General features: G+C 37.6%; 29 protein-coding genes and 1 pseudogene. All 30 read left to right on the top strand.

All coding sequences use genetic code 11. The annotated features are described in order from the left end of the window. The first annotated feature begins 619 nt into the window (after positions 1 to 619). The 30 genes and pseudogenes from IPP77_15570 (at position 620) to IPP77_15715 (ending at position 21,791) form a co-directional block, all read left to right on the top strand. Positions 620 to 1,054: an Rrf2 family transcriptional regulator gene (locus IPP77_15570; GenBank protein MBL0311025.1), complete on the top strand. Its 435-nt coding sequence runs from the start codon at positions 620 to 622 to the stop codon at positions 1,052 to 1,054. Between the two features lie 47 nt (positions 1,055 to 1,101). Beyond that, complete coding sequence (locus tag IPP77_15575; protein ID MBL0311026.1) at positions 1,102 to 2,853, top strand: cbb3-type cytochrome c oxidase subunit I; 1,752 nt, start codon at positions 1,102 to 1,104, stop codon at positions 2,851 to 2,853. 10 nt (positions 2,854 to 2,863) lie between these two features. Beyond that, positions 2,864 to 3,871, top strand: coding sequence for a cytochrome c (locus IPP77_15580; protein ID MBL0311027.1), 1,008 nt, complete (start codon positions 2,864 to 2,866; stop codon positions 3,869 to 3,871). A 4-nt stretch (positions 3,872 to 3,875) separates the two neighbouring features. Continuing rightward, the gene (locus IPP77_15585; protein MBL0311028.1) at positions 3,876 to 4,136 is read left to right on the top strand and encodes a hypothetical protein; all 261 of its coding nucleotides are present in this window, start codon (positions 3,876 to 3,878) and stop codon (positions 4,134 to 4,136) included. Positions 4,137 to 4,141: 5 nt separating this feature from the next. After that, positions 4,142 to 4,546, top strand: coding sequence for a cytochrome C (locus IPP77_15590; protein MBL0311029.1), 405 nt, complete (start codon positions 4,142 to 4,144; stop codon positions 4,544 to 4,546). A 16-nt stretch (positions 4,547 to 4,562) separates the two neighbouring features. Further along, positions 4,563 to 4,718 (top strand): hypothetical protein, encoded by a 156-nt coding sequence (locus IPP77_15595; GenBank protein MBL0311030.1) that lies wholly within the window; start codon positions 4,563 to 4,565, stop codon positions 4,716 to 4,718. Positions 4,719 to 4,889: 171 nt separating this feature from the next. Continuing rightward, positions 4,890 to 5,278: pseudogene (locus IPP77_15600) on the top strand (group III truncated hemoglobin). Continuing rightward, on the top strand, positions 5,275 to 5,718 hold the full coding sequence (locus IPP77_15605) for a hypothetical protein (GenBank protein MBL0311031.1): 444 nt from the start codon (positions 5,275 to 5,277) through the stop codon (positions 5,716 to 5,718). Before IPP77_15600 ends, IPP77_15605 begins: the two are co-directional and overlap by 4 nt. Then, complete coding sequence (locus IPP77_15610; GenBank protein MBL0311032.1) at positions 5,715 to 6,623, top strand: tryptophan 2,3-dioxygenase; 909 nt, start codon at positions 5,715 to 5,717, stop codon at positions 6,621 to 6,623. Before IPP77_15605 ends, IPP77_15610 begins: the two co-directional genes overlap by 4 nt. Positions 6,624 to 6,641: 18 nt before the next feature. Then, positions 6,642 to 7,370 carry an iron-sulfur cluster repair di-iron protein gene (gene ric / locus IPP77_15615; protein MBL0311033.1) on the top strand — a complete coding sequence of 243 codons (729 nt, stop codon included), beginning with the start codon at positions 6,642 to 6,644 and terminating at the stop codon, positions 7,368 to 7,370. Next, positions 7,363 to 7,821 (top strand): hemerythrin domain-containing protein, encoded by a 459-nt coding sequence (locus IPP77_15620; protein ID MBL0311034.1) that lies wholly within the window; start codon positions 7,363 to 7,365, stop codon positions 7,819 to 7,821. The genes ric and IPP77_15620 overlap by 8 nt, the downstream gene beginning before the upstream one ends. After that, positions 7,818 to 8,150 (top strand): 2Fe-2S iron-sulfur cluster binding domain-containing protein, encoded by a 333-nt coding sequence (locus tag IPP77_15625; GenBank protein MBL0311035.1) that lies wholly within the window; start codon positions 7,818 to 7,820, stop codon positions 8,148 to 8,150. Before IPP77_15620 ends, IPP77_15625 begins: the two co-directional genes overlap by 4 nt. Positions 8,151 to 8,282: 132 nt before the next feature. Beyond that, positions 8,283 to 8,516: a thioredoxin family protein gene (locus tag IPP77_15630; GenBank protein ID MBL0311036.1), complete on the top strand. Its 234-nt coding sequence runs from the start codon at positions 8,283 to 8,285 to the stop codon at positions 8,514 to 8,516. A 54-nt stretch (positions 8,517 to 8,570) separates the two neighbouring features. Continuing rightward, a complete protein-coding gene (locus tag IPP77_15635; protein MBL0311037.1) occupies positions 8,571 to 9,200 on the top strand; it encodes an HPP family protein in 630 nt (209 codons plus the stop codon). Between the two features lie 71 nt (positions 9,201 to 9,271). Further along, positions 9,272 to 9,535, top strand: coding sequence for a DUF2024 family protein (locus IPP77_15640; GenBank protein MBL0311038.1), 264 nt, complete (start codon positions 9,272 to 9,274; stop codon positions 9,533 to 9,535). Beyond that, positions 9,536 to 10,141, top strand: coding sequence for a winged helix-turn-helix transcriptional regulator (locus IPP77_15645; protein MBL0311039.1), 606 nt, complete (start codon positions 9,536 to 9,538; stop codon positions 10,139 to 10,141). Then, the gene (locus IPP77_15650; protein MBL0311040.1) at positions 10,138 to 10,872 is read left to right on the top strand and encodes a YggS family pyridoxal phosphate-dependent enzyme; all 735 of its coding nucleotides are present in this window, start codon (positions 10,138 to 10,140) and stop codon (positions 10,870 to 10,872) included. The genes IPP77_15645 and IPP77_15650 overlap by 4 nt, the downstream gene beginning before the upstream one ends. 153 nt (positions 10,873 to 11,025) lie before the next feature. Then, positions 11,026 to 11,220, top strand: a complete 195-nt coding sequence (locus IPP77_15655; GenBank protein ID MBL0311041.1) for a hypothetical protein — start codon at positions 11,026 to 11,028, stop codon at positions 11,218 to 11,220. A gap of 360 nt (positions 11,221 to 11,580) precedes the next feature. Continuing rightward, positions 11,581 to 11,814, top strand: a complete 234-nt coding sequence (locus IPP77_15660; GenBank protein ID MBL0311042.1) for a hypothetical protein — start codon at positions 11,581 to 11,583, stop codon at positions 11,812 to 11,814. A 181-nt stretch (positions 11,815 to 11,995) separates the two neighbouring features. Beyond that, positions 11,996 to 13,018, top strand: a complete 1,023-nt coding sequence (locus IPP77_15665) for a hypothetical protein (GenBank protein ID MBL0311043.1) — start codon at positions 11,996 to 11,998, stop codon at positions 13,016 to 13,018. A gap of 925 nt (positions 13,019 to 13,943) precedes the next feature. Next, entirely contained in the window at positions 13,944 to 14,216 is a 273-nt protein-coding gene (locus tag IPP77_15670) for a DUF4242 domain-containing protein (protein ID MBL0311044.1), read from the top strand. Between the two features lie 336 nt (positions 14,217 to 14,552). After that, positions 14,553 to 15,113, top strand: a complete 561-nt coding sequence (locus IPP77_15675; GenBank protein ID MBL0311045.1) for a hypothetical protein — start codon at positions 14,553 to 14,555, stop codon at positions 15,111 to 15,113. Between the two features lie 193 nt (positions 15,114 to 15,306). After that, on the top strand, positions 15,307 to 15,795 hold the full coding sequence (locus IPP77_15680) for a GNAT family N-acetyltransferase (GenBank protein ID MBL0311046.1): 489 nt from the start codon (positions 15,307 to 15,309) through the stop codon (positions 15,793 to 15,795). 208 nt (positions 15,796 to 16,003) lie between these two features. After that, complete coding sequence (locus IPP77_15685) at positions 16,004 to 16,597, top strand: dihydrofolate reductase family protein (protein ID MBL0311047.1); 594 nt, start codon at positions 16,004 to 16,006, stop codon at positions 16,595 to 16,597. A 106-nt stretch (positions 16,598 to 16,703) separates the two neighbouring features. Beyond that, on the top strand, positions 16,704 to 17,174 hold the full coding sequence (locus IPP77_15690) for a DUF1493 family protein (protein MBL0311048.1): 471 nt from the start codon (positions 16,704 to 16,706) through the stop codon (positions 17,172 to 17,174). Positions 17,175 to 17,447: 273 nt separating this feature from the next. Beyond that, complete coding sequence (locus tag IPP77_15695) at positions 17,448 to 18,347, top strand: T9SS type A sorting domain-containing protein (protein ID MBL0311049.1); 900 nt, start codon at positions 17,448 to 17,450, stop codon at positions 18,345 to 18,347. A gap of 306 nt (positions 18,348 to 18,653) precedes the next feature. Further along, entirely contained in the window at positions 18,654 to 19,121 is a 468-nt protein-coding gene (locus IPP77_15700; GenBank protein MBL0311050.1) for a hypothetical protein, read from the top strand. A 285-nt stretch (positions 19,122 to 19,406) separates the two neighbouring features. Then, positions 19,407 to 20,300, top strand: coding sequence for a T9SS type A sorting domain-containing protein (locus IPP77_15705; protein MBL0311051.1), 894 nt, complete (start codon positions 19,407 to 19,409; stop codon positions 20,298 to 20,300). A gap of 202 nt (positions 20,301 to 20,502) precedes the next feature. After that, a complete protein-coding gene (locus tag IPP77_15710) occupies positions 20,503 to 21,204 on the top strand; it encodes a VIT family protein (GenBank protein ID MBL0311052.1) in 702 nt (233 codons plus the stop codon). A gap of 161 nt (positions 21,205 to 21,365) precedes the next feature. Continuing rightward, positions 21,366 to 21,791 carry a DUF1801 domain-containing protein gene (locus IPP77_15715; GenBank protein MBL0311053.1) on the top strand — a complete coding sequence of 142 codons (426 nt, stop codon included), beginning with the start codon at positions 21,366 to 21,368 and terminating at the stop codon, positions 21,789 to 21,791. Positions 21,792 to 22,356 lie beyond the last annotated feature (565 nt).

The following is a 22,356-nucleotide window of genomic DNA, read 5'->3' on the forward strand; positions in this document are numbered from 1 at the left end:
AGCCAACGCTTCACAGCCACACACATTGCCAAGTCGCACAAGCCAACGCACAGACCAAAACTTGGCAAAGAGTGTGTCTGTCCAACCGCACCAAAGACAGCGAAACCCACGACAGACAAGAAGGGCAGCAGCTAACAGCGGTTTGGCGTAATGGCGGGGCTGATGTGCTAAAGTGAACATTTGTACCATCATGATCGTTTGGTTCTAAGCTGAAAGTTTTTACCTTTGAATTCCCCGCCTGACGCAAACCGTGAAACCGTTATAAGCAAGCCTAAAAGACGACCGTGCAACCAACAAGCGGACTTCAAAACGACTAGACATTTGATTTCCAAACTAACTTTCGGACGACAAAAACTAGGTTGACAATTTCGCTGTAACTCGACACACATGCCGACCAACCCGCCCGACGAAAGGGCAAAAAAGGTTTGTTTTTTTCCACCGCACATTTTAAAAATAATTTTAGCCAGCCGCACATTGGCACATTTGCAAAACCGCACGAGCCAACACACAAACCAAGTTTTACAAAAGAGCCAATTTTCCACGCTCAAAAAAATATATTGGACAATAATATCCACTATTAAAAAAAAGTACTTATCTTTGCACCGATAAAAAGTAAATTATGTTTTCAAAGGCTTGTGAATATGGTATTAGAGCTTCAATTTTCATTGCAGAGCAATCTTTGCTTGACAGAAAAGTGAGCTTAAAGGATGTGGCAGAAGCTATTGAATCGCCCTCAGCATACACCTCCAAAATTTTGCAGCGACTATCCAAAAGCAACATTATCAATTCCGACAAAGGACCAACAGGTGGTTTTTCAATGGACAAAAGTGAATTGGAGAAAGTGAAATTAAGCTCGATTGTTTATGCAATTGATGGAGATACTGTTTACAATGGCTGTGGTTTGGGTTTGAAACGATGCAATGCGGATAAACCTTGTCCTGTACACAATCAATTTAAAGTGATTAGAGACGAACTTAAAAAGATGCTTGAAACTACTGCTGTAAAAACTTTAGCAATGGATTTTGAGAAAGGCTTAACATTTTTAAAACGATAAAAAAATTTGAATAAATAGTGGACAATAATATCCAATATAAATAAGAAATGGAAACAAAAAATATATTCAGCGAATCGGGCATTATCCTCACACTATTGCTGATAGCAATACCAGTAATTGTTGCTTCGATATTGGTAATCATTAAAGCCAAGAATGTTGTAAAGAATTTCTTGAAGAAAAAAGAACTCGAAAAATTCAATGAGTATTTGAAAAACTTAAGTACCGAAGAAGTTCAAAAATTAGAGCAACGAAAAAAGGAACTTGAATTTTCTCTTTCTAATAATGAATTAGCTGGCGATACGACACCTATTGACGCAAAAGGTTTGATTGACAATGTGAGCGAAGCGAGTTCGTTGCGATTTATTGAGCAAAAGAAAAAAAGTCAGGCAAGACCCTATATTGAACCTGATTTAACCAAACTCATTCTATGGTATTTAGGTTGTGCCACTTTTTGGTTGTTGTTTGGAACTACGGTTGGTGAATATGTTGGGATTAAATTTGTTGCTCCAGATGTTGACCATTACAGTTGGTTGAGTTTTGGAAGATTACGACCTGTACACACTAACGCTGTATTTTGGGGTTGGGCTTCATTGGCAATGTTGGGCTTGGCTTATTATGTCATTCCAAGAGTGAGCAATGTGCCAATTGCAAGTATTAAAACGGGTTATAGAACCCTCATTCTCGTAAACACTTCAGTTGTACTTGGTAGTTTGTTCCTAATGGCTGGCATCAACAATGGCGGTGGCGAATACCGGGAATACATTTGGCCAGTGATGGCGTTGTTTGGTATTGGTGTTATCATTTCGCTAAGAAATTTTTACAAAACCATAGCCATAAGAACAACCAAAGAAATTTATGTTTCTAATTGGTACATCATTTCTGCAATGATGTTTCTATTGGTGATTGCCGTAATTGCGTATTGGCCAAGTTGGCAAAATGGCTTAGGCGAAACAATTATACAAGGTTACTATATGCACCAAGGTGTGGGTATGTGGTTTATGCTTTTCAATCTCGGATTGATGTATTACTTCCTGCCTCAACAATTAAATAAACCTATATACTCTTATAGTTTAGGAATTCTGGCGTTTTGGGTGCAAATCCTTTTTTATACTTTAATAGGAACGCATCATTTCATTTTTAGTGCGATTCCTTGGTGGTTGCAAACTGTTGCCATTGTGGGAAGTGCAGGTATGATAATACCCGTTGTTGCAGGGACCACAAATTTCTTGATGACTTTCAAAGGATCTTGGCACAAACTGTCGGGCAGTTATACCCTTCCGTTTTATTTGATTGGTATCATATTCTACTTCACAGGTTCATTACAGGGAACTGCCGAAGCATTCAAGTTTACCAATTTGGTGTGGCATTTTACCGATTTTACTGTAGCTCATTCGCATCTCACAATGTATGGTATCATCTGCTTTATGCTTTGGGGTTTCATTTATACCGTTGTACCAAGATTGACAGGAAAAGAACCACCTCAAATTACCGTTGGTGCTCATTTTTGGTTGGCACTCATTGGATTGCTTTTCTATACATTCCCACTTATGTACGGTTCTACGCTCAGGGGATTGATGTGGATGGAAGGCACCAAATCATTTATTGAAAGTGTAGAATTGATGGCTCCGTATTGGCTTTGGCGTGCCATTGGTGGTTCATTGATGTGGCTTTCTCATATTTTGTTTGCCTACAACTTTTATGTAATGGTAAAAAAGAAAGAAGAGATAGAAATACCCTCTTCGCCAAAAGACATTCTAAATGCAAAGGTGGCAATAGACAATCAAGAAGTAACAAATTAATATATACGAAATGGAATTTTTCGACAATCATAAAAAACTATTCAGAACAGCACTGGGACTATTTGTTGGTCTTACAATAGTTGTTGCCATAATGCCTGCCATCAACAATCAAGATAATAATGAACCATTGCCCGGCTATGAGCCATTAAGTCAAGAAGCTTATCTCGGTAAAAAAAGTTTTATTGCCAACGGATGTGTGGCTTGCCATACACAGCAAGTAAGAAATGTAGATATGGACAATGTTTGGGGCAGCAGACCCGGAATACCAGCCGATTATGCGGGCATTTCGAGAATAGATTTTTGGACAAACACTGCTACATTAATGGGTACGGAAAGAACAGGCCCCGATTTAACCAATATAGGTTTAAGACAACCGAGCTTAGCTTGGAATTTATTGCACCTCTACCAACCCAGAGCCGTAGTAGAAAAATCAATAATGCCAGCTTACCCTTGGCTATTTGAAGTGAAAAATGAGTTAGGCGAAAAAGATGTTGAAGTAGTAGTGCCTGATGCGTACAGAAAAGGGATTAGCGGAAGAATTGTTGCCACGCAAGAAGCACTCCAATTAGTAGCGTATCTCCAAAGCCTAAAACAAACGCCACTACCTGATGGTAAATTACCTATGGAATTTTTGTACAAGAAAAAAGAAATTCCTGTGGTAGTAAATGGAAATAATGCTAACCTACCTGATGGCAAATTATTGTACACTAATAATTGTATGAGTTGCCACCAAGCCAATGGCGAAGGACTTAAAGGTGCTTTCCCATCATTAAAGGGTAGCCCGATAGTTTTGGGTGATGATCTCGAGTTATTCGTTAATATTATAATGCTTGGTTATGATGCAAGACCAGAATATGCCGTAATGAATGCAGTAGGTACGGATAATAATCTCACTCCCGAAGAAGTAACTGCCATCATCAATCACGAAAAAACAAGTTGGGGCAACAACGCCAAAACCGTAACTCCTGAAGAAGTGAAAAAAATTATGGATTTTATAAAATTAACATCTAACAAATAACAAGATGAAAGTAAAAAATCTCATACCCGTATTTTTCATTTTTATAGCTCAAATAGCTATTGCTTGTCCTGTTTGCGAAAAGCAACAACCTAAAATAACGCAAGGATTAACCCACGGGGCGGGTCCGCAAAGTGATTGGGATTGGGTAATCATTGCCATTATTACGCTTATAACGGTTTTAACGCTGATTTACTCAATAAAATACCTGCTAAAACCCGGTGAGAAAAATGATGACCATATCAAACAATCAATCTTAAGCAATTAAATAAGATGGAAGAATATAAAAGCAAAATCAAACTTTTTGTGGATGATGAACAACAACCCATAGCGGAGTTGATTCCACCGGTGCAATTTGATTTGGACACCAGCAAATTAACAGATGGCGAGCACACATTAAAACTCATTAGCAAATCACCCACAGGTAGAGAAGGTATAAGGAAAATAAAATTTATTGTCAAAAATGGCCCTGCTATCTCCGTAGAAGGATTGAGTGATAATGGCGTAGTTGACGGAGTTATTCCGCTGATGATAAACGCTTATGACAAAGGCAATCAAAAGAAATTCCTTATTGAAGGTAGTGAAACTCCGCAAAGTATCCCGAGTTGGCTTTGGATTTTGCTCATTGCTTTTTTGGGTTGGGCAGCATTTTATACCATCACAAATTTTAGTTTGTAATTCAATAAAAATAGAAATGGCTAACAAGGAAATTTGGTTAGAAACATTAATCACAAACTCGCCTCAAGAAGGACGAGAACTGGCTATAAAAATGGCAAGAAAATCTATTGCAACCATACAAACAAATGCCGAAACAAAAAACAATAGGTTTGACAAACAGCTCAACTTTTAAGTAAACAGATTTGGGCATGCCACTAATGATGACTGCTCAGAGCTTGGGGGTATATGCGTTGAGGCAGACAAATGTCACTTGCTCTGTGCGCAGTACGGCATCAAACTTCATTGCAAAGCCCGGCAAAAATAATTTTTGCAAAACTGCCAACCTAATTCATAACATTTAAAAATGAATGACATTATAAATCTTGATGATGTAAAATTGGTAGTAGATTGTTTCTATACGAAAAAGTTCGTAATGACGAACAATTGAAAGATGTTTTTAATAATGTCATTCAAGACCGTTGGCCTGCACATTTAGAAAAAATGTACCGCTTTTGGCAAACGGTTTTGTTGGATGAACACACCTATCACGGCAGTCCGTTTTTGCCTCACGCAAAACTTCCTGTTGGCATTGAACATTTCAACCAATGGTTAAAACTGTTTTACGAAACTGTGGATGAAAATTTTGAAGGTGAAAAAGCAGAACGAATGAAATGGCAAGGACAACGAATGGCAGAAATGTTTCATTCAAAAATTGAGTATTACAAAAACAATCCTTCAATTCCATTGCTATGACCGTAGTAAAAATGCCCATAGCTCTTATTTGCACTTTCCTATGGATTGGGTTTGTTTGTGCCATCAGCTTTATGGAAGCCTGGCTCAAATTTCGTGCTCCAGGAATTAGTGTGCCTTTAGGATTGGGCATTGGCAGATTGGTTTTTAATGCCCTCAATAAAGTTGAATTGGTGTTTGCTTTGATTGTCATCATCAACATTTTTTATAATACATCTGAAATTCTGAAATGGCAAAATCTGTTTTTTGCCTTCCCTGTTATTCTTTTATTTATACAAACTTTTTGGCTATTACCTGCATTAGATGCAAGAGCAGAATTACATATACAAGGTCAAATTGTACCTCCTTCCAATCTGCATTTTTATTATGTAGGCATAGAACTCGTTAAAGTAGCGAGTCTGACAATTTTTGGTTTAACATTTTTTAAAAACACAACAATATGAGCAACGAAAAAATCATCAATGATATTGAAACAAAATATCAGCAATTGGGGGAAAACCCTGAAACGTACCTAAAAGGATTGCTTCACGCAAAACCAATCAACTATTGGGATTATGTAGAAGCAGACACACTACTTTCTTTACAAAAACCAAGAACCAATTTCAAGGACGAAGAAATCTTTATTATGTATCATCAAGTAACGGAGCATTTCCTTAAAATGATGGTTCACGAAATAAAGCAATTGGTTTATGAACCTTTTAATGAAGATGTTTGGTTGGAAAAATTAGACCGTTTGAACCGATACACGAATATGCTTATAGGTTCGTTTGATGTAATGAAATACGGAATGAATTATGATGACTATAATACTTTTCGCAGCAGCTTAACACCAGCTAGTGGTTTTCAGTCGGTTACATTTCGCTTAATCGAAATCTACTGCACCCGCTTAGTAAATCTAATCAATGAAGAAGGCAAGCAACGAATTTCAGACACACCCACTACAGAAGAATACTTTGAGCATATTTATTGGAAAGATGCTGGATTAAATAGAAAAACCGGCAAAAAGTCACTCACCCTATTGCAGTTTGAAGAAAAGTATTTAGACCGATTAGTTGCAATGGCAAACAAAACGAAAGGCTCTACATTGGAAGATAAAGTTTTGAAAATGCAAAATTGTTCGGAAGCATTGAAAATGAAATTGAAAGAGTTTGACCATTTGTACAATGTGGCTTGGCCTTTAGTTCATTTGGAAACAGCTCAACACTACCTCGACTTAAAAGGTGAAAACAAAGCAGCGACAGGTGGCAGCGAATGGAAAAAATATTTGCATCCAAAGTTTCAGCAGCGTAAATTTTTCCCAACACTTTGGAACAATGACGAAATAACCAATTGGGGTAATAATAAATAACACTTAAAAAATAGTAAAATGAATATTCAAGAAAATAACATCATCGGAGAATTAGTGGCACAAGATTACCGTGCTGCTTCAGTTTTTAAAAAATATGGTATCGACTTTTGTTGTCAAGGTAACAGAACAATTCAAGATGCTTGCGAAGCAAAAGAAATTGACGCATCTTCGGTAGTAACCGATTTAATCGAAGCAAATAAGGCAACTTTAGAAAGCACCATCGATTATCAATCTTGGCCTATAGACCTTATGGCGGATTACATAGAGAAAAAACATCATCGCTATGTGGAAGACAAAACGCAAGAAATAAAACCTTATCTCGACAAAATTTGCCGAGTGCACGGTGACCGTCATCCTGAGCTTTTAGAAATCAATGAACACTTTAATGCGACTGCCAGTGAATTAGCAGCTCATATGAAAAAAGAAGAATTGATTTTGTTTCCATTTGTTAGAAAAATGGCAAAGGTGAAACAGGAAAATACTAAACTAGAAGCACCACATTTTGGCACGGTAGAAAATCCTATTCAAATGATGATGCACGAACATACTACCGAAGGAGAACGCTTTAGAAAAATAGAAGCCCTGAGCAACAACTACACGCCACCGGCAGATGCTTGCAATACCTATCGAGTGACATTTTCCTTGTTAAAAGAATTTGAAGCTGATTTGCACTTGCACATTCATTTAGAAAACAACATCTTGTTTCCTAAAGCCATTGAACTTGAACAACATTTAAAGAATGCCTAATCCTATTAAAAGAAACGAAGCCCTTAAACCTTTAAGCCGTGACCACCATCACGGCTTATTGCTCTGCTGGAAAATTAGGCAAGGTATCAAACTGAATATCGAACCTGAAAGGATAAAAAAGTATTTGGATTGGTTTTGGATGAGTTATTTAAAGCCACATTTTGAAATTGAAGAACAGTATGTGTTCCCAATTTTAGGAAATGAAAATGAGTTGGTCAAACAAGCACTTGCCGAACACCGAAGGTTAAAACGACTTTTTGAAAATGAAGGTGAACTTTCCAAAACCAATAGTTTGATTGAAGAAGAACTAGAGAAGCATATTCGCTTTGAAGAACGGGTACTTTTTAACGCAATACAGTCAGTAGCAAGCAGTGAGCAATTGATCCAAATAGAAATTGATTGTGAAGATAAGTGTTTTTATGAAAACCTATCAGATCCTTTTTGGGAATGACGAGAAGTACCATAAAAATTACCGTTCTTGAAAATGGGACAGAACAAACCATTAAAACCTACAAAGGTGAGTATAGAAATTTAATGGAATTGTTAAAGGATACACTCTATTTTGATTGTTTTGGCGAGTGTGGCGGAATGGGCAGGTGTGCTACTTGCATTATACACGTAACTGGATTACAAGGAAGTTCAGTAATAAAAGATAGGAATGAACCTGTAACACTTGCAAGATATGGTTTTGAAGATAATCCAAGCATTCGACTTTCTTGTCAATTATTAGTTTCGGCAGATTTGGACGGGGCAATAGTTTCGGTTTTAGAAGAAAATTGAAGCATTTTTCAAAATCCAGACAAAACAATCTAACTGAACGCATTAAAATCTTTAAAATTATTTGTTTAGTAAGGATTCCTTACTATATTTGCAGCGGCAATAATGCCAAACAAAAATTTAAATTCATAAAAAATGGCAAAATCAATTTTCTATCACGCTGGATGTCCAGTATGCGTAAGTGCAGAACACGACATCGTTAACCTAATTGGTGCAACTAATGTAGAAATCGTTCACATTGGCGAAGACCGTAACCGAATTGCGGAAGCGGAAAAAGCAGGTGTAAAATCTGTTCCAGCTTTGGTGACACCAAACGGAAATGTTTTACACATCAATTTTGGTGCGTCTATGGCTGACGTAAAAGGTTAAAAAAAATTGCCCTGCATTGTTAGGATTCCTATCTTTGCAGGGCAATTTTAATTTATGATAAAGGAAAAAGTCAAAAGAAGCTACAGGATAAGTAAATACATTATTTATAAAGAAACTCTTGTTGATAGCAAGGAAGCATTTTGGTCATTTCTTGGTGCTTTTATTGGCATTGCTGCAATTGGATTTATACAAAGTTTCTATTTAGAACATTTCGAGAATGTTTTTCTAATTGGGTCGTTTGGAGCAACTGCTGTATTAATTTATGGAGCCATTCAAAGTCCGCTTGCTCAACCTAGAAATTTAATTGGCGGTCATCTAATTAGTGCTTTAATAGGAGTATCAATTTATAAGATAATTCCTGAACCTATTTGGTTAAGTGCGCCTTTGGCTGTTTCCATTTCGATTTTGGCAATGCAATACACAAAAACACTTCATCCACCGGGCGGGGCTACTGCTTTGATAGCGGTATTAGGCACAAGCAAAATTGTATCACTTGGGTATTTATATGTTTTGTCTCCTGTATTAACAGGTGTTTCAATTATGCTTATAGTAGCCCTTGTTTTTAACAACATAACTCCTCATCGTAAATACCCTACTGACGGTAGATTTTCAAGAAGTATAAAGTGGTTAGTTGACCCAGCAAAAAAGCAAATGAATAAAATGAAATCAAGAAAAATAAAATGAGACCTTTATTTATAATAACTTTTGCGCTTTTAGCATTATCAACAAGCGCACAAAACAATAAAACAAAAACAATGGAAGTAGCAGTTTGGGACACCTATGTAACTAAGAAAGATGGTAGCGTAATGCACTTTGACATTATTGCACCATCATCAGTAAAAGACACTGCCGTTATTTACGAATATGGCAGAGCATATCTGAAAACTAAAGGGCAAGAAGGGCAACCTTTGACATCAAAAGAATGCAGGTTTTGCCACGTTAGAAGTTTGCAACCACAATGGGAAGCCGACATAAAAAAACAAGGCTATTTTATTCTTGAAATGGAAAACTGCGAATAAATGAAATACTCTTCTTTTAATTTAAACGAGCAAAACCAAAAAATTGAAAGTCGCATTGTTGTTGCTTTGGAACGAATTTCAGAAGCATTCAGAGTATTACTATGGAATGAAAGCAAAGAAAACTCTTTAAGCCCGATACAAATTCAAATTTTGATTTTCATTTATTTCCACTCGCTGGAAAAGTGTAAAGTAGGATATTTGGCTGATGAGTTCAATATGACAAAAGCTACAATAAGCGATAGCGTAAAAGTTTTGCTTTCAAAAGAATTAGTAACCAAGGAGACTGACCCCATTGATACTAGGAGTTTTTCGCTATCACTCACAAACGAAGGAAAAAAAACAGCAAAGAAGGCATCATTATTTGCTTCATCAATAGAACAACCCATTGAAAAACTAACATCGGAACAAAAAACAATAATGCTTAATGGATTGCTGAAATTGATTTATGACTTAAACAAATCAGGCATAATTACCATTCAAAGAATGTGTTTTACTTGCTCCAACTATCAACTTGAAAAAGGTGTTCACTACTGCAAACTTTTGAAAAGTCAACTTGCCGAAAACGAATTGAGAATAGATTGTCAAGAACACGAATTGCAGATATGAGCTTCATAATCGAAAACATAGCAACCATTAAGGGTAGAATAAGAGCAGCAGCCGAATTTTCAGGCAGAAACTCAACAGAAATCAAACTCCTATTAGCAACTAAAACAGTTTCGACTACAAATATTATTAACGCCTTGGAAACAGGTGAAACGCTTATTGGAGAAAATAAGGTGCAGGAACTCAAAGAGAAATTTGAAGCACTAAAAGTTATCCCACACCAAACCCATTTCATCGGACATCTTCAAACTAATAAAGTCAAAGAAGTTACGAAATATGCTGACTGCATACAATCGGTTGACAGGTTGGAATTAGCTGAAAAATTGCAAAAGAGATTAGAATTTGAAGATAGAACCATAGATGTTTTTATTCAAGTAAACACTTCGTATGAAGAAAGTAAGTTTGGTGTTTCACCCGAAAATACTTTGATTTTTGCTCAACAAGTCAAACAACTTGACAGACTAAATATTAAAGGTTTAATGACCATCGGACTTTTTTCTGCGGAAACAGAAAAAGTTCGCAAATGCTTTCAATTACTAAAGAACATTCAGATACGAATGTTAGATAAAGACTTACCTGTTTACGACTTATCAATGGGAATGAGTAACGATTTAGAAACAGCCATAGAAGAAGGCTCAACGATTATTCGTGTTGGAACTGCAATATTCGGCAAACGACCTTATCCAGACAGCTATTATTGGAATGACAACAAAGAAACCAACCCACAGGTGTAAGCACATTTGCAAACCGCTACAAGCCTACCCGCAGACCAAAGTTTGCAAAAGAGCTTCCACCTTCCCCAACCGAAAAATTATTTTTTAAAATTTCCTTCCCTTCTAAAATTTTTAAACCCGCCAACACACAGCCGACACAAAACAAACCCGACAATGACAGCGAAACTCACGGCAGACAAAGACTTCACAACCTCGACAGACAGAAGGCCTGCTTATAACAGCACCTTGCCAAAAGTGGCGGTTTCGTGCTTCGAAGGACAGTTTTATGGGTATATAAACTTTAGTGCTTCGATGAAAGTTTGTGGTGGAAATCGCCACCTTCGGCAAGCTGCAAACCGTTATGCGTAATATTTGGAAAATGACTACAACAAGGCTGATTATTGCTATATCGACTTTAGCCTTTTTTTCAGGTTGTTCACACTATGTTTTGAATGATTCAGGATATCCAAGACCACCCAAAAAATATAAATTCAGTTATTCCAAGAATGAGTCTCATTTGACTGACACGACAATTATTGACACCACCGCTATTTACTATTTATCAAATAGTAATTACTATAGAAATAGCAGTAACTATAAAAACACTGACCATTATATCCGCTTCTACTCAGACGGACACTATAAACTACAAGCAGTAAAGGAATATCCAAAATTGAAGACATAAATGATATTCGTAAAGGAAATGTTGGTATTACAAATTGAAAGGAAATGTCGCTACAACTTTACTCAGATATTAACGCTGGTTCTGACCAATTGCAATTTGGATTGATTGATGAAAATAATAATTTAGTCTTACTGAATGAAAATCCTCGTACAGACTTCTGCATTGGGTATTCAGAAAGCGGAATTAAAAGAAAAATTAGAAAGGCTTCATTTTTCAATCCACTCTTTTATACTAAAATAAGATTGAATGGAATGACTTATGACAGACCAGATTGGTAGAAATACTACGCATAACAGCACATTTACGCTAGCAGGAACTGTTGTGCTTTCTACAAACTTTTGTGGGTTAAAGATCTTTTGTAACTTTAAGAATCGTTAGTGGGTTAACTTCCTGCCAGCGCAAATCTGCGAAACGTTATCAGTAATGCTTAGGGTGCTAACTTGAAACTAACTGCAAGAAATGAACTTTTTAAAACGGAATTACAGGCAAATAAAAAAGTATTCCATACACAAACAAACCTGCACCCTGCTGTTAATAATTTTCTTTCTTCCCTGCTACGGACAAGTAAGTGGAAATATGTTTCGTTGCAGTTTGAGGGATAAAGTAGGAAACCTTTGGTTCGGAACTATGGGTGCGGGTGTGTATCGTTATGATGCCTTTTCAGGAAAGTTTACCAATTTTACAAAGCAAGATGGTCTAAACGATAACAATATTGAGTCTGTTTTTGAAGATAAGGCAGGGAATCTTTGGTTCGGCACCAACAATGGAGCATGTCGTTACGATGGCAAAAGATTTACCGATGTTACAACAAAAGAAGGGCTGTGCAAATTTGATATTAATTGTATTTTAGAAGACAGAAATGGATTCTTTTGGTTCGGCACGAATGGCTACGGAGTTTGTCGTTATAATCCTGTCACAGGTGCTGTTACCAATTTCACAAAGGAACAAGGTCTGGGCAGTAATGCTGTTCAATGTATATTAGAAGATAAATCTGGGAACCTTTGGTTCGGTGAAAGGGCTGGAGGCGTTTGCCGTTACGATTCCGCCTCAGGCAGGTTTACCAAAGTTGATGGATGTTTCAGTAGTCAGATTATGGACATCAAAGAAGATAAAACGGGGAACATCTGGTTCGTCAATTTGTATAACGGGCTGTGCCGTTATGACGGAAAATCCTATACACATTTTACAAAGGAAAATGGTCTTTGCAATGATACTATTGATTGTATTTATGAGGATAAAAAGGGAAACATTTGGGTCGGCAGCGATACTAAGTGGAACACAGGGGGCGGAGGTCTTTGCCGTTACGATGGAAAGTCCTTTACACGTTTTTCAACAATAGACGGTCTTGCGAATTCTGATGTTTGGACAATTGTAGAAGATAATGACGGAAACATTTGGATTGGTACAAGGGGGGGATTGTTTCGTTATCATTCGCCTTCAGGAATGTTTATCAATTATACACACAAAATGAATAGACAATAATTGAACACCAACAAATCTTAAAAAACTTAACCGAAAGAAAAAAAAAACGACTCTTAACCTAAGATTTATGAAAATAAAAAAGACAGGGCGACCTGCCAGTATGTTTTCAAGTATTTAATTACGTTTGTGCGGGGCGAAAGAGACGAGCTTTTAATCCCCCTTTTTACTTCCTAAATCTTGTAGCGCATATTTACACCCAACAACCCCCCCCCCCCCCGGAGAATGTTTTTGGGGGGGGAGACCCCCCGCCCGGGCGGCCAGGGTTTTTGGGCCCCCCTTCCCCCCCCCCCCCCCCCGGGGGGGCGGGCCGGGCCGCGGGGCCGGCCCCCCCGTTGGTGGGGCGGGGGGGGGGTTGTTTTTTTTTTTGGGGCGGGGGGGGGGGGGGGGGGGGGGGGTGCGGGGGCACCCGCCGGGGGGGGGCCCCCCGGATTTGGGGTTTCTGCTTTTTTGTTTTTTTTTTGGTCCCTCCCTGCCTTTTTTGGGGGGTTTTCGCGCGGCCCCCCCCCCCCCCGCCGCCGGGGGGCGCGGCGCACCGCCCCCGGGCCCCGCCCCCCCCCCTCGCCGGAGGGAGGGAGGGGTGGCTTCCTGCCCCCCTTTCCCCCTTCACCTCTTTTTTTTGGTTGCCGGGGGGGGGGGGGGGGAGGGTCGTTAACGGGGGGGGGGGGTCACACAAAACCAAGGGGACCCCCCCAAGAAAAACCCCGTGGATTTCCGCGCCGCCGTTTTTATATCTCAAAATAATGCTTTGGCTGAAACATTATGCGTCATGCTTGACGACATCGGAAATTCAAACTGACTGCTAGAAATTAGATTTAACAAACTTGATGAATAAAAATATTGAAATACAAAAGTGGAGTTTAGAAACCATTTTAAAAACGAGGCGACACCGAAAAGCCAAACGAGTAGGAAATAAAAACGACAAATTATGCCAAAGTATGTAATTGAAAGAGAAATTCCAGGAGCAGGAAAAATGACTCCCGAACAATTGAAAGCAATTTCACAAACCTCTTGTGGAGTGTTAAATAAATTGGGTCCACAAATTCAGTGGGTTCACAGCTATGTAACGACTGACAAAATCTATTGTATTTATAATGCACCGAACGAAGAAATGGTTCGAGAACATGCAAAGCAGGGAGGATTTCCAGCAAATTCAGTTAGTAAGGTCTCGGCAATCATAGATCCGACAACTGCTGAATGATGTGTTTGCCACAGCAATAAAGGTACTTCTTCAAACTTTTATGCGGAATTCAAAATTTTCTGCTTCGTGGGAACAGTAGCACGAACGCATAACACTAAAATTAAAGAAAAAACTTTTTGAAGGGTGTCAGGAAGTTGGTAGATTGCATACAAGTTATGAAAATCCAACTTGAAATAATTGCAACCTAGGAAAAAGGAATTTGAAGAGTGTCTATTGTTGCAATTTTTTTATGCGAGCTGTGTGCTTTCTAAACCCTTCAAATATTTTCTTCTTTAATTCCTACACCGTTAAGCTTAAAGACGACTACTCCAACGACTATTAGAACTATAAGAAAAGTTGAGTAAGCAGACAAAATACAACTCCAAAAAACCTTCATTTCTAAAACAAGTAGTTGTGGTCATTGGACTATTTGTTTTTCTATTTGGTGGAATGTTTGCAACTATCGTTGCCGTTGACAACTTTAAAAATTACAATAGCCCTTATTTGTTTGCCTTTACTTGCAGTACATTGGGACTGGTTATTGGGCTAATAGTGGCAAGAAAAATTAAACCATACATTATCTTAAATCCCAAAATGCTGACGAACTATTCCAATCTGACAATTATGTTTTCTATAGGTTTTATTGGCAGCTTTATGTTAGTTGGACATTATTATAACTCGACAATATCAAATTTATACAAATGCAACACATTTACAGTTATAGACAAAGAATTTCATAAAGGGGGGGTTAAACGACCTGAAAAAAACATTTTAATATTGAACGTTGAAGGCACAAGTATACGACTTCTTTGCACAAAAGCTTATTGGCAAACAATTTCGGTTGGACAAACAGCAAATGCTTGCATTTACAAAAGTCCCCTCGGCTTCGACTATTTAACTTTACCTGAAGACAAATGAGAAGACCTTACGTTAACAAAGGATTTGCAATAGAGGGGATTCAGTGCTTCACAGTCCGCCGCGGCGGAGCCAGGTGGAAGTTCCGTTCTTCGAATAAAGTCTAGTGCTAAAACTCCTCCACATCACCCACCTCGAAACGCGATAGGGCATGTTAGGAAGACCCGAAGTGCAGAAATTAAATTTAGGCAAGACTATGATGACAAACAATAATCTGAATATTAAACTTAGACCAACAGAAGTTTCAGACTTGATCTTTTTGTTTCAATTTCAGCTGGACAAAGAAGGTGCTTACCTGGCTGCTTTTATGCCTCAAAACCATACAGACAAATCCGCATACCTGAACAAACACATAAAGTTGTTGGATGACCCGAAGGTAAATAATCAAACGATCCTTCTTGACAATATTATTGTGGGAAGTATTGCTAAGTTTGTAATGGAAGGTGATGCAGAAATTACGTATTGGATTGACAGAAACCTTTGGGGGCAAGGCATTGCCACAAAAGCTCTAAATAAATTTCTTACCATTGAGACTTCAAGACCTATGTTCGGGCGGGTTGCATTTGACAATATTGGTTCACAAAAAGTTTTAGAAAAATGTGGTTTTGTTAAAATCGGCACCGACAAAGGTTTTGCAAGTGCACGGCAGACAGAAATAGAAGAATATATTTATAAACTAACTTGACAAAGAACACCTTGATAAACGCCGTATAAGAGCAAATTAACATAAACTGACGGAATAGGTCCTCGCACTGTGCGGGAATTTATCGCTTCACGAGTTTATTTTGTACCTGGTTAATAAACATTAAACTTTAAATAGACATTTTGTGGGTATCAGCGGTCATAGTCAAAAGACTTAGCAAGCCATACACAACAACAAAAACCAAAACCCTATGAGAAAAATAATTTCATTTATGCACATATCGCTTGACGGATTTGTAGCAGGTCCGAATGGCGAAATGGACTGGATTAAAGTGAATGACGAAATTTTTGATTTTGGAGAAAAGCGGATAAGCGAAGGCGACACTGCATTGTATGGACGGGTCACTTATCAGATGATGGAGAGCTACTGGCCTACTGCTGCAGACAAACCCACAGCGTCCAGGCACGACATCAATCATTCAAAATGGTATAGCAAAATTCACAAAATTGTTTTATCAAAAACAATGAAAGACGCGGGTGGGCCTGCCGGTCAGCCAAGATTGACGAACACAACAATAATCAGCGACAACCTTCCGGACAGAATAAATGAAATAAAACAACAGGCAGGAAAAGAAATCTTGCTTTTTGGTAGCCCGACAGCAACACATTCACTTATTCAACTGAACCTAATTGACGGCTACTGGCTATTTGTTAATCCAATTATTCTTGGACGCGGAATTCCATTGTTTGTCGACATCAAAGACAAAATAAAACTAAATCTAATTTCGACCCGACCATTTAATTGCGGGGTAACTGAACTGAATTACACAGTGGACAGACAATAACAATGAACCGCCCGGCTAATTACAAGGGATATATACAAAGGGTTGTGCAAACTTGAACGTTAGCGGAAATTGTTGCTGAGAGTCTTCAAGAAAATAACTATAAAAAATGGAAGTTCGACAAATTGAATTTGGTAAACTTAAGTATGCCTACATTTTGATTAAGCAATTTATTGAATCAGAAGGCGGAACTAATATAAATTCTCTCAAAAATAAAGTGAATGATGACCTTATAATTACAGGTAATGACAATTATGAATTACTTGAGAAATTTGTAACAAAATTCGAATTGGACCATGGAGGTTTTGATTATAATAAACACTTTCATTCAGAAGGAGAACTTTATGATTCGGAGGCAGCACTTATTAATCTCCTAACTTTATCTGTATGGCTGCCATTAAAAACTATTGAATTGTTAACCTTAAACAAGGTTAAAATTGAGAAGCCAGACTTTTATAAACCAAGTAGGGAAGTGAAAGATTTAACTTTTAAAGATTTGTTAACTTGGTATATTGAAAAAGAATTCAAACTATCAAGCCAAATTAAATATGAAATTAAAATAGATTCTTCAGAGTTATAGTTGTGATTCTGAACGGCAAATTCCGCTAACATTTAGATTAAACGCAATATTTTTTGTCGGGGTGGGCGTGCGGTTGAGAGTGTCTACGTATCTACAAACGGTTTAGTATATTTGAGTGTGATACAGTTTAGTCCCCGCCAAATAATACTGCGTTAATCCCAACATCGTTATGCGAAACCCGTTGGCGACAGTGCAAGTTTGTAGCTTTGTAGCATTGAACAAACAGTTCTAAAACAAAAATAAATTCAATTCAAACTTTAAACATTTAACAAAATGAAAAAACAACTACAAAAAAAGATTACTGCTTTCATCGTTACAGCAATGATGTTTTGTGCAAGTGCAAATGCACAGATAGTTTACACGGATGTGATTCCAGATGTTGTGCGTGGTTGCAACTATCCCAGTCCTTGCGGAGCCGATTTTTTAATTGACTTGAATAATGATGGGATTAATGATTTTACCTTCGCGCCAAGAGCGCATGGCTTTTCTTGCGGAAATTGTTCCCCAAACCCGGTTGCAGTCCTTGGTACCCGAGATTCAGCATTAATTATTTCAACTGCGCAAAGTTGGATTGCAGACACGGTTGGCGGATTTGGCTTAAATAAGTCAATGGATTCATCCTTGGCGTGGACAAATGCAGTGCATAATTTGGCTCAAAATGGTGAGGGTTGCATGGCCTGCACAAATGGCCATGGAAGTCATAAGGTCACACAAGGCATAACCGGAAACTGGCAAAATGTTTCAGGAAAATTCATGGGTCTAAAAATAAAAGTGGGGTCTGATTTTTATTATGGCTGGATTAAACTTGGGGTATCCATAGCCAGTTATTCAGTTTCCATTACGATTATGGAATATGCCTACAATTCTATCCCCAACCAACCCATTCTTGCAGGACAAACAACAGTCACAGGAATAACTGAAAATTCTTTTGCTTCTTCAATAAATATTTTTCCCAATCCTGCCAACAACTATCTCACCATTGCTTTGGGTAACAATACCAAAAAAGTCGACGTAACTATTGCTGACATTACCGGAAAAATAATTTACACTAACATAGCAACAGATACACAAAAGGTAGAAGTGAACACAAAAGATTTTGCTGAAGGAATTTATGTTGTACAAATTCAAATAGCAGATTTTAAAGCAACGAAAAAACTTATCGTTGCAAAATAAAGTACGCGAATATATGAACGGAATATCTTCGTGTGAGTAGTCGGGTATTCGCATAAGATAAGATTAAAAGAAATTTTAAAAAGAAGGGCTTTGTTCGCTAATCAAACAGCGGTGCTTCTAACAAACAGTTGTGGTAATACGAACAGTGGTGCATCTAATCCCTTCTTTTAAAAACTTATTTTATCCCTTCTTCGTTATGTGCAACCAATGGCGGTATCGGAACTTCAAACAATTGGAATTCTAATGAGCTTTTCTTCCGTGCGAGGTCAAACTGTTGTGAATTGAACAACTATATTTGATACAAAGATGATATATTTCAAGAAAGTAAATCTTAATGGCGCAGACCGGCAGAGAATTGAAACAGCAATTCGGCAATTTGCAGTTAAGCGAAATACTTCTCTTGACTTTCAATCATCGGCTACATGCATCAGACAGGAGAAATATTTTCTTGGACTTGAAAGCGAAAGTAATTTAACGCTTACTCGTATCAGGACACCATTTGAAAGATTGTTGCCAAAACTTATCCTTCAGTTTTCTAAAGAGGATTTTAATAAGTACAAAGTCCGATTTAGTTTTGTTTCAATTTTTGTTGCCTTTCTTTTATCCGTTGGGGTTTTATTGCAATTGATTTATTCAATTAAAAATTCACAACTTTCAAGCAACCTATGGCAGATATTATTTTTTGCTTTAATCTTTATAGCTTTGACTTGGTTTGAAATTAAATTAACTACTGATAAAATCAATAAAGCAATTGAGAAGGCAGCGCAAAATTGAAACCGGTGACATCGCCTTGAACAAACTTGGTTCGGACTTCAAACAGTATCGCTTCGTATGAACAGCTTGGTATGCGCATTACACAAAGATTAAAAGAAATAAAATAAAGTAGGGCTTTGATAAGTAAACAAAAAGTTTAGATTCTAATAAATAGTACAGGTAAACGAATCCCGCTCGAACGGGATACTTTTAACCCTTCTGTTTTTACTTCTTTAATCCCTTATTCGCTATCATCCCTTATAACCCGCCAAATAAAAAGCCGCTCCAACTTCAAAATTTAAAACAATGAAAAAATATCTACTACTAATTCTGATGATGTTGTTTTCAGTGGCATCCTTTTCTCAATCATCCTCCTTTTATACACTTGATTTTGAAGATACGGCTGCACTACATCATCTGAGAATTGATACTGTTTCTAATCTCAATAACATTTGGCAGGTTGGTGCTCCTCAAAAACCAATTTTCACAAATGCTTACTCAAATCCGAATGTTATTGTAACAGATACCATCAATCCATATCCAATAAACGACACTTCATCTTTTACAATTGTAAACGTTGCAGGTGACGGCTTTACATATCCTCATACAGCTTCTTTGATTGGAGAATACTCTGTTAACTCTGATACTTTGACTGACTTTGGCACGATAGAATTTTCACCAGACAATGGAACATCCTGGTATGATATTATCAATGATACATTTATTACGAATCATATCAATTTACAGCAGCATTGGATTTCATTGACAGGTAATTCAAATGGATGGCAGCAATTTTATGTAAACCTTGCTCCATTAGGACCCTTATTCAATATTCAGCTTGGCGACACAGTTCTATGGCGATTCACATTTATCAGCGACAGTATTCAAACAAATAAGGACGGGTTAATGTTTGACAATTTATATTTTGAGGATTACGTTGAAGGCATACCGGAAATACAAAATGACAACTTGATTTCAATTTCTCCAAATCCGACATCGAATGAATTAAGAATTTACAAATCAAATGTCAGCGACAGTCAGAAAGTTCAAGTTTTGAATTACAGAGGCCAAGTTCTTTACGACAACTCAAACTTTATTGGAGATATGATAGACATACGTCAATTGCCAAATGGAATTTATCTGTTGAAATATGCTGCCACGAAATATTTTTCTGTCAAAAAGTTTGTAGTACAACATTGAACGACTCCAATTCTTGTGAACAGAAAAACGGCTGATCACAATTAAATTGATAGAAATAAAATAAAAAAGGGGTTTGTTCGATAAATCAAATACTTGAGATTCTAAGAAAAAAGCAATGCGCTAATGAATGCGCCACGGCGGATGCTTCTAATCCCCTCTTCTTTGATCATAATTTTACAGCCACCTAAAATTAAACAAGCATATGATTACAATTGACAACTATTTAGACAGCCATTATATACACCGAAGCAATTGGCTAAGAGCCGCTGTTTTGGGAGCAAACGATGGTATAATTTCTATTTCCAGTCTTGCAATAGGTGTTGCTGCTGCAAGTTCGACAAGAGAACCAATTGTTTTAGCAACAGTCGCAGGACTTGTTGCAGGTGCTTTATCAATGGCAGCCGGAGAATATGTTTCTGTAAGTTCTCAAACTGACACAGAAAAAGCAGATATAATAAGAGAGAGCCGTGAACTTAAGGAAATGCCGGAAGAAGAGTTGAACATATTGGCTAAAATCTATGAGAAGAGAGGTCTGAAAAAAGAAACAGCAATCCAAGTAGCCATTGAATTGACCGAAAAGGATGCTTTGGGAACACACATCCGGGACGAATTAGGTATAAACGAGATTAGTCAGGCGAATCCGATACAAGCAGCACTTGCATCGGGATCTTCATTTACAGTTGGAGGTGTATTGCCTCTTTTGGTTGTACTTTTTACACCGATAAAAGGTATGGAGTATTGGCTCTATAGTTTCACGATAATTTTTCTAATTATTTTAGGAACAATTTCGGCAAAGACTGGTGGCTCAAGTGTGAAAAAGGCTATTATCCGCATTACTATTTGGGGTACAATTGCAATGGGCTTGTCCGCATTGGCGGGTTATATTTTTGGTGTTAAGGTATAGCGCACCTCTATTAAGCACATCCGCTTGCTGTTAATTTAGTTCACAATTTCAATCAATACTTCATCCTCTACCATTGAACTGCAATGCATACTTTAAACGGAATTTAAAATAAAGCGAAACTTAAAATAACAATTCAAGAACACCATTTTCATATATTTCACATGAACGTAAAAGGACAAATCAAGGAGTATATTACCGCTCAGCCTGAATCTAAACAAAGTGACATGCAAGCCTTGCACAGCATCATTCAGAAATTAATGCCGGCATGTAAATTATGGTTCCTCGATGGTAAAAATTCTGAAAATAAAGTGGTTTCTAATCCGAACATAGGATATGGATCCTACACCATAAAATATGCTGATGGAAAAACCAGAGAGTTTTATCAAATTGGTTTGAGTGCTAACACAACCGGAATTTCTGTCTATATAATGGGTATCAATGATAAGACATATTTAACCAAAACGTATGGGGAAAAAATAGGCAAGGCGAGCGTGACCGGGTATTGCATTAAGTTCAAAACGCTGAAAGATATAAACATTGAAATACTTGAAGCGGCAATACGTTTTGGTTTTGAGGCTACGAGCTAAGCAAAAGCGACAGGAGGTATTAACTTGTAGTGGTGTGGTAAATAATAACGGTGCTTCTGTGAGTTCATCCATGGGATGTCCTTCCCCCGTTCAATTTTCAATACCATAATCCTTGCTGCTTTCTTCTTCCTGATTGACGGATTTGCAAATGACTCTAAAGAAAGTTGTTTTTAAAATAAATGGTATACCAAATCAAACAGTACATATGAAATAACTCAGAGTCAGTGCAATCATCATGATATATCAAGAAAATCAGAAGAATGACAGAAGAAACAAGAAAGATATCCTTGGACAAGTTTTATGGTTTGCAATGTTTGCGACACCCTTGCTGACAATTCCTTTGACATGGAAGTTTCTCCGAGTACTTAAAATTTACAGATTAATGTTCGGACTTCTACTTGCAGCTTTCCTTTCGTTTTTCCTTTACTTCATCAGTTTAGGCATCATTTTCAGAGACGGTATGGGGCCAGGCTGATTCAAAATAATTCAACAGAAACAATGTTTATCTCAACCCTGCTTTTAATTCCCTGGATTGTTTACGGGTTCAAACACGACGACAAGTCCT

It is taken from the genome of Bacteroidota bacterium (genome assembly GCA_016722375.1).
In the GTDB taxonomy this organism is placed as follows: domain Bacteria; phylum Bacteroidota; class Bacteroidia; order Chitinophagales; family LD1; genus Bog-950.

Coding starts and splice junctions, on each gene's coding strand:
- IPP77_15570 (MBL0311025.1), top strand. CDS start 620: ATGTTTTCAAAGGCTTGTGAATATGGTATTAGAGCTTCAATTTTCATT.
- IPP77_15575 (MBL0311026.1), top strand. CDS start 1,102: ATGGAAACAAAAAATATATTCAGCGAATCGGGCATTATCCTCACACTA.
- IPP77_15580 (MBL0311027.1), top strand. CDS start 2,864: ATGGAATTTTTCGACAATCATAAAAAACTATTCAGAACAGCACTGGGA.
- IPP77_15585 (MBL0311028.1), top strand. CDS start 3,876: ATGAAAGTAAAAAATCTCATACCCGTATTTTTCATTTTTATAGCTCAA.
- IPP77_15590 (MBL0311029.1), top strand. CDS start 4,142: ATGGAAGAATATAAAAGCAAAATCAAACTTTTTGTGGATGATGAACAA.
- IPP77_15595 (MBL0311030.1), top strand. CDS start 4,563: ATGGCTAACAAGGAAATTTGGTTAGAAACATTAATCACAAACTCGCCT.
- IPP77_15605 (MBL0311031.1), top strand. CDS start 5,275: ATGACCGTAGTAAAAATGCCCATAGCTCTTATTTGCACTTTCCTATGG.
- IPP77_15610 (MBL0311032.1), top strand. CDS start 5,715: ATGAGCAACGAAAAAATCATCAATGATATTGAAACAAAATATCAGCAA.
- ric (MBL0311033.1), top strand. CDS start 6,642: ATGAATATTCAAGAAAATAACATCATCGGAGAATTAGTGGCACAAGAT.
- IPP77_15620 (MBL0311034.1), top strand. CDS start 7,363: ATGCCTAATCCTATTAAAAGAAACGAAGCCCTTAAACCTTTAAGCCGT.
- IPP77_15625 (MBL0311035.1), top strand. CDS start 7,818: ATGACGAGAAGTACCATAAAAATTACCGTTCTTGAAAATGGGACAGAA.
- IPP77_15630 (MBL0311036.1), top strand. CDS start 8,283: ATGGCAAAATCAATTTTCTATCACGCTGGATGTCCAGTATGCGTAAGT.
- IPP77_15635 (MBL0311037.1), top strand. CDS start 8,571: ATGATAAAGGAAAAAGTCAAAAGAAGCTACAGGATAAGTAAATACATT.
- IPP77_15640 (MBL0311038.1), top strand. CDS start 9,272: ATGGAAGTAGCAGTTTGGGACACCTATGTAACTAAGAAAGATGGTAGC.
- IPP77_15645 (MBL0311039.1), top strand. CDS start 9,536: ATGAAATACTCTTCTTTTAATTTAAACGAGCAAAACCAAAAAATTGAA.
- IPP77_15650 (MBL0311040.1), top strand. CDS start 10,138: ATGAGCTTCATAATCGAAAACATAGCAACCATTAAGGGTAGAATAAGA.
- IPP77_15655 (MBL0311041.1), top strand. CDS start 11,026: ATGACAGCGAAACTCACGGCAGACAAAGACTTCACAACCTCGACAGAC.
- IPP77_15660 (MBL0311042.1), top strand. CDS start 11,581: ATGTCGCTACAACTTTACTCAGATATTAACGCTGGTTCTGACCAATTG.
- IPP77_15665 (MBL0311043.1), top strand. CDS start 11,996: ATGAACTTTTTAAAACGGAATTACAGGCAAATAAAAAAGTATTCCATA.
- IPP77_15670 (MBL0311044.1), top strand. CDS start 13,944: ATGCCAAAGTATGTAATTGAAAGAGAAATTCCAGGAGCAGGAAAAATG.
- IPP77_15680 (MBL0311046.1), top strand. CDS start 15,307: ATGATGACAAACAATAATCTGAATATTAAACTTAGACCAACAGAAGTT.
- IPP77_15685 (MBL0311047.1), top strand. CDS start 16,004: ATGAGAAAAATAATTTCATTTATGCACATATCGCTTGACGGATTTGTA.
- IPP77_15690 (MBL0311048.1), top strand. CDS start 16,704: ATGGAAGTTCGACAAATTGAATTTGGTAAACTTAAGTATGCCTACATT.
- IPP77_15695 (MBL0311049.1), top strand. CDS start 17,448: ATGAAAAAACAACTACAAAAAAAGATTACTGCTTTCATCGTTACAGCA.
- IPP77_15700 (MBL0311050.1), top strand. CDS start 18,654: ATGATATATTTCAAGAAAGTAAATCTTAATGGCGCAGACCGGCAGAGA.
- IPP77_15705 (MBL0311051.1), top strand. CDS start 19,407: ATGAAAAAATATCTACTACTAATTCTGATGATGTTGTTTTCAGTGGCA.
- IPP77_15710 (MBL0311052.1), top strand. CDS start 20,503: ATGATTACAATTGACAACTATTTAGACAGCCATTATATACACCGAAGC.
- IPP77_15715 (MBL0311053.1), top strand. CDS start 21,366: ATGAACGTAAAAGGACAAATCAAGGAGTATATTACCGCTCAGCCTGAA.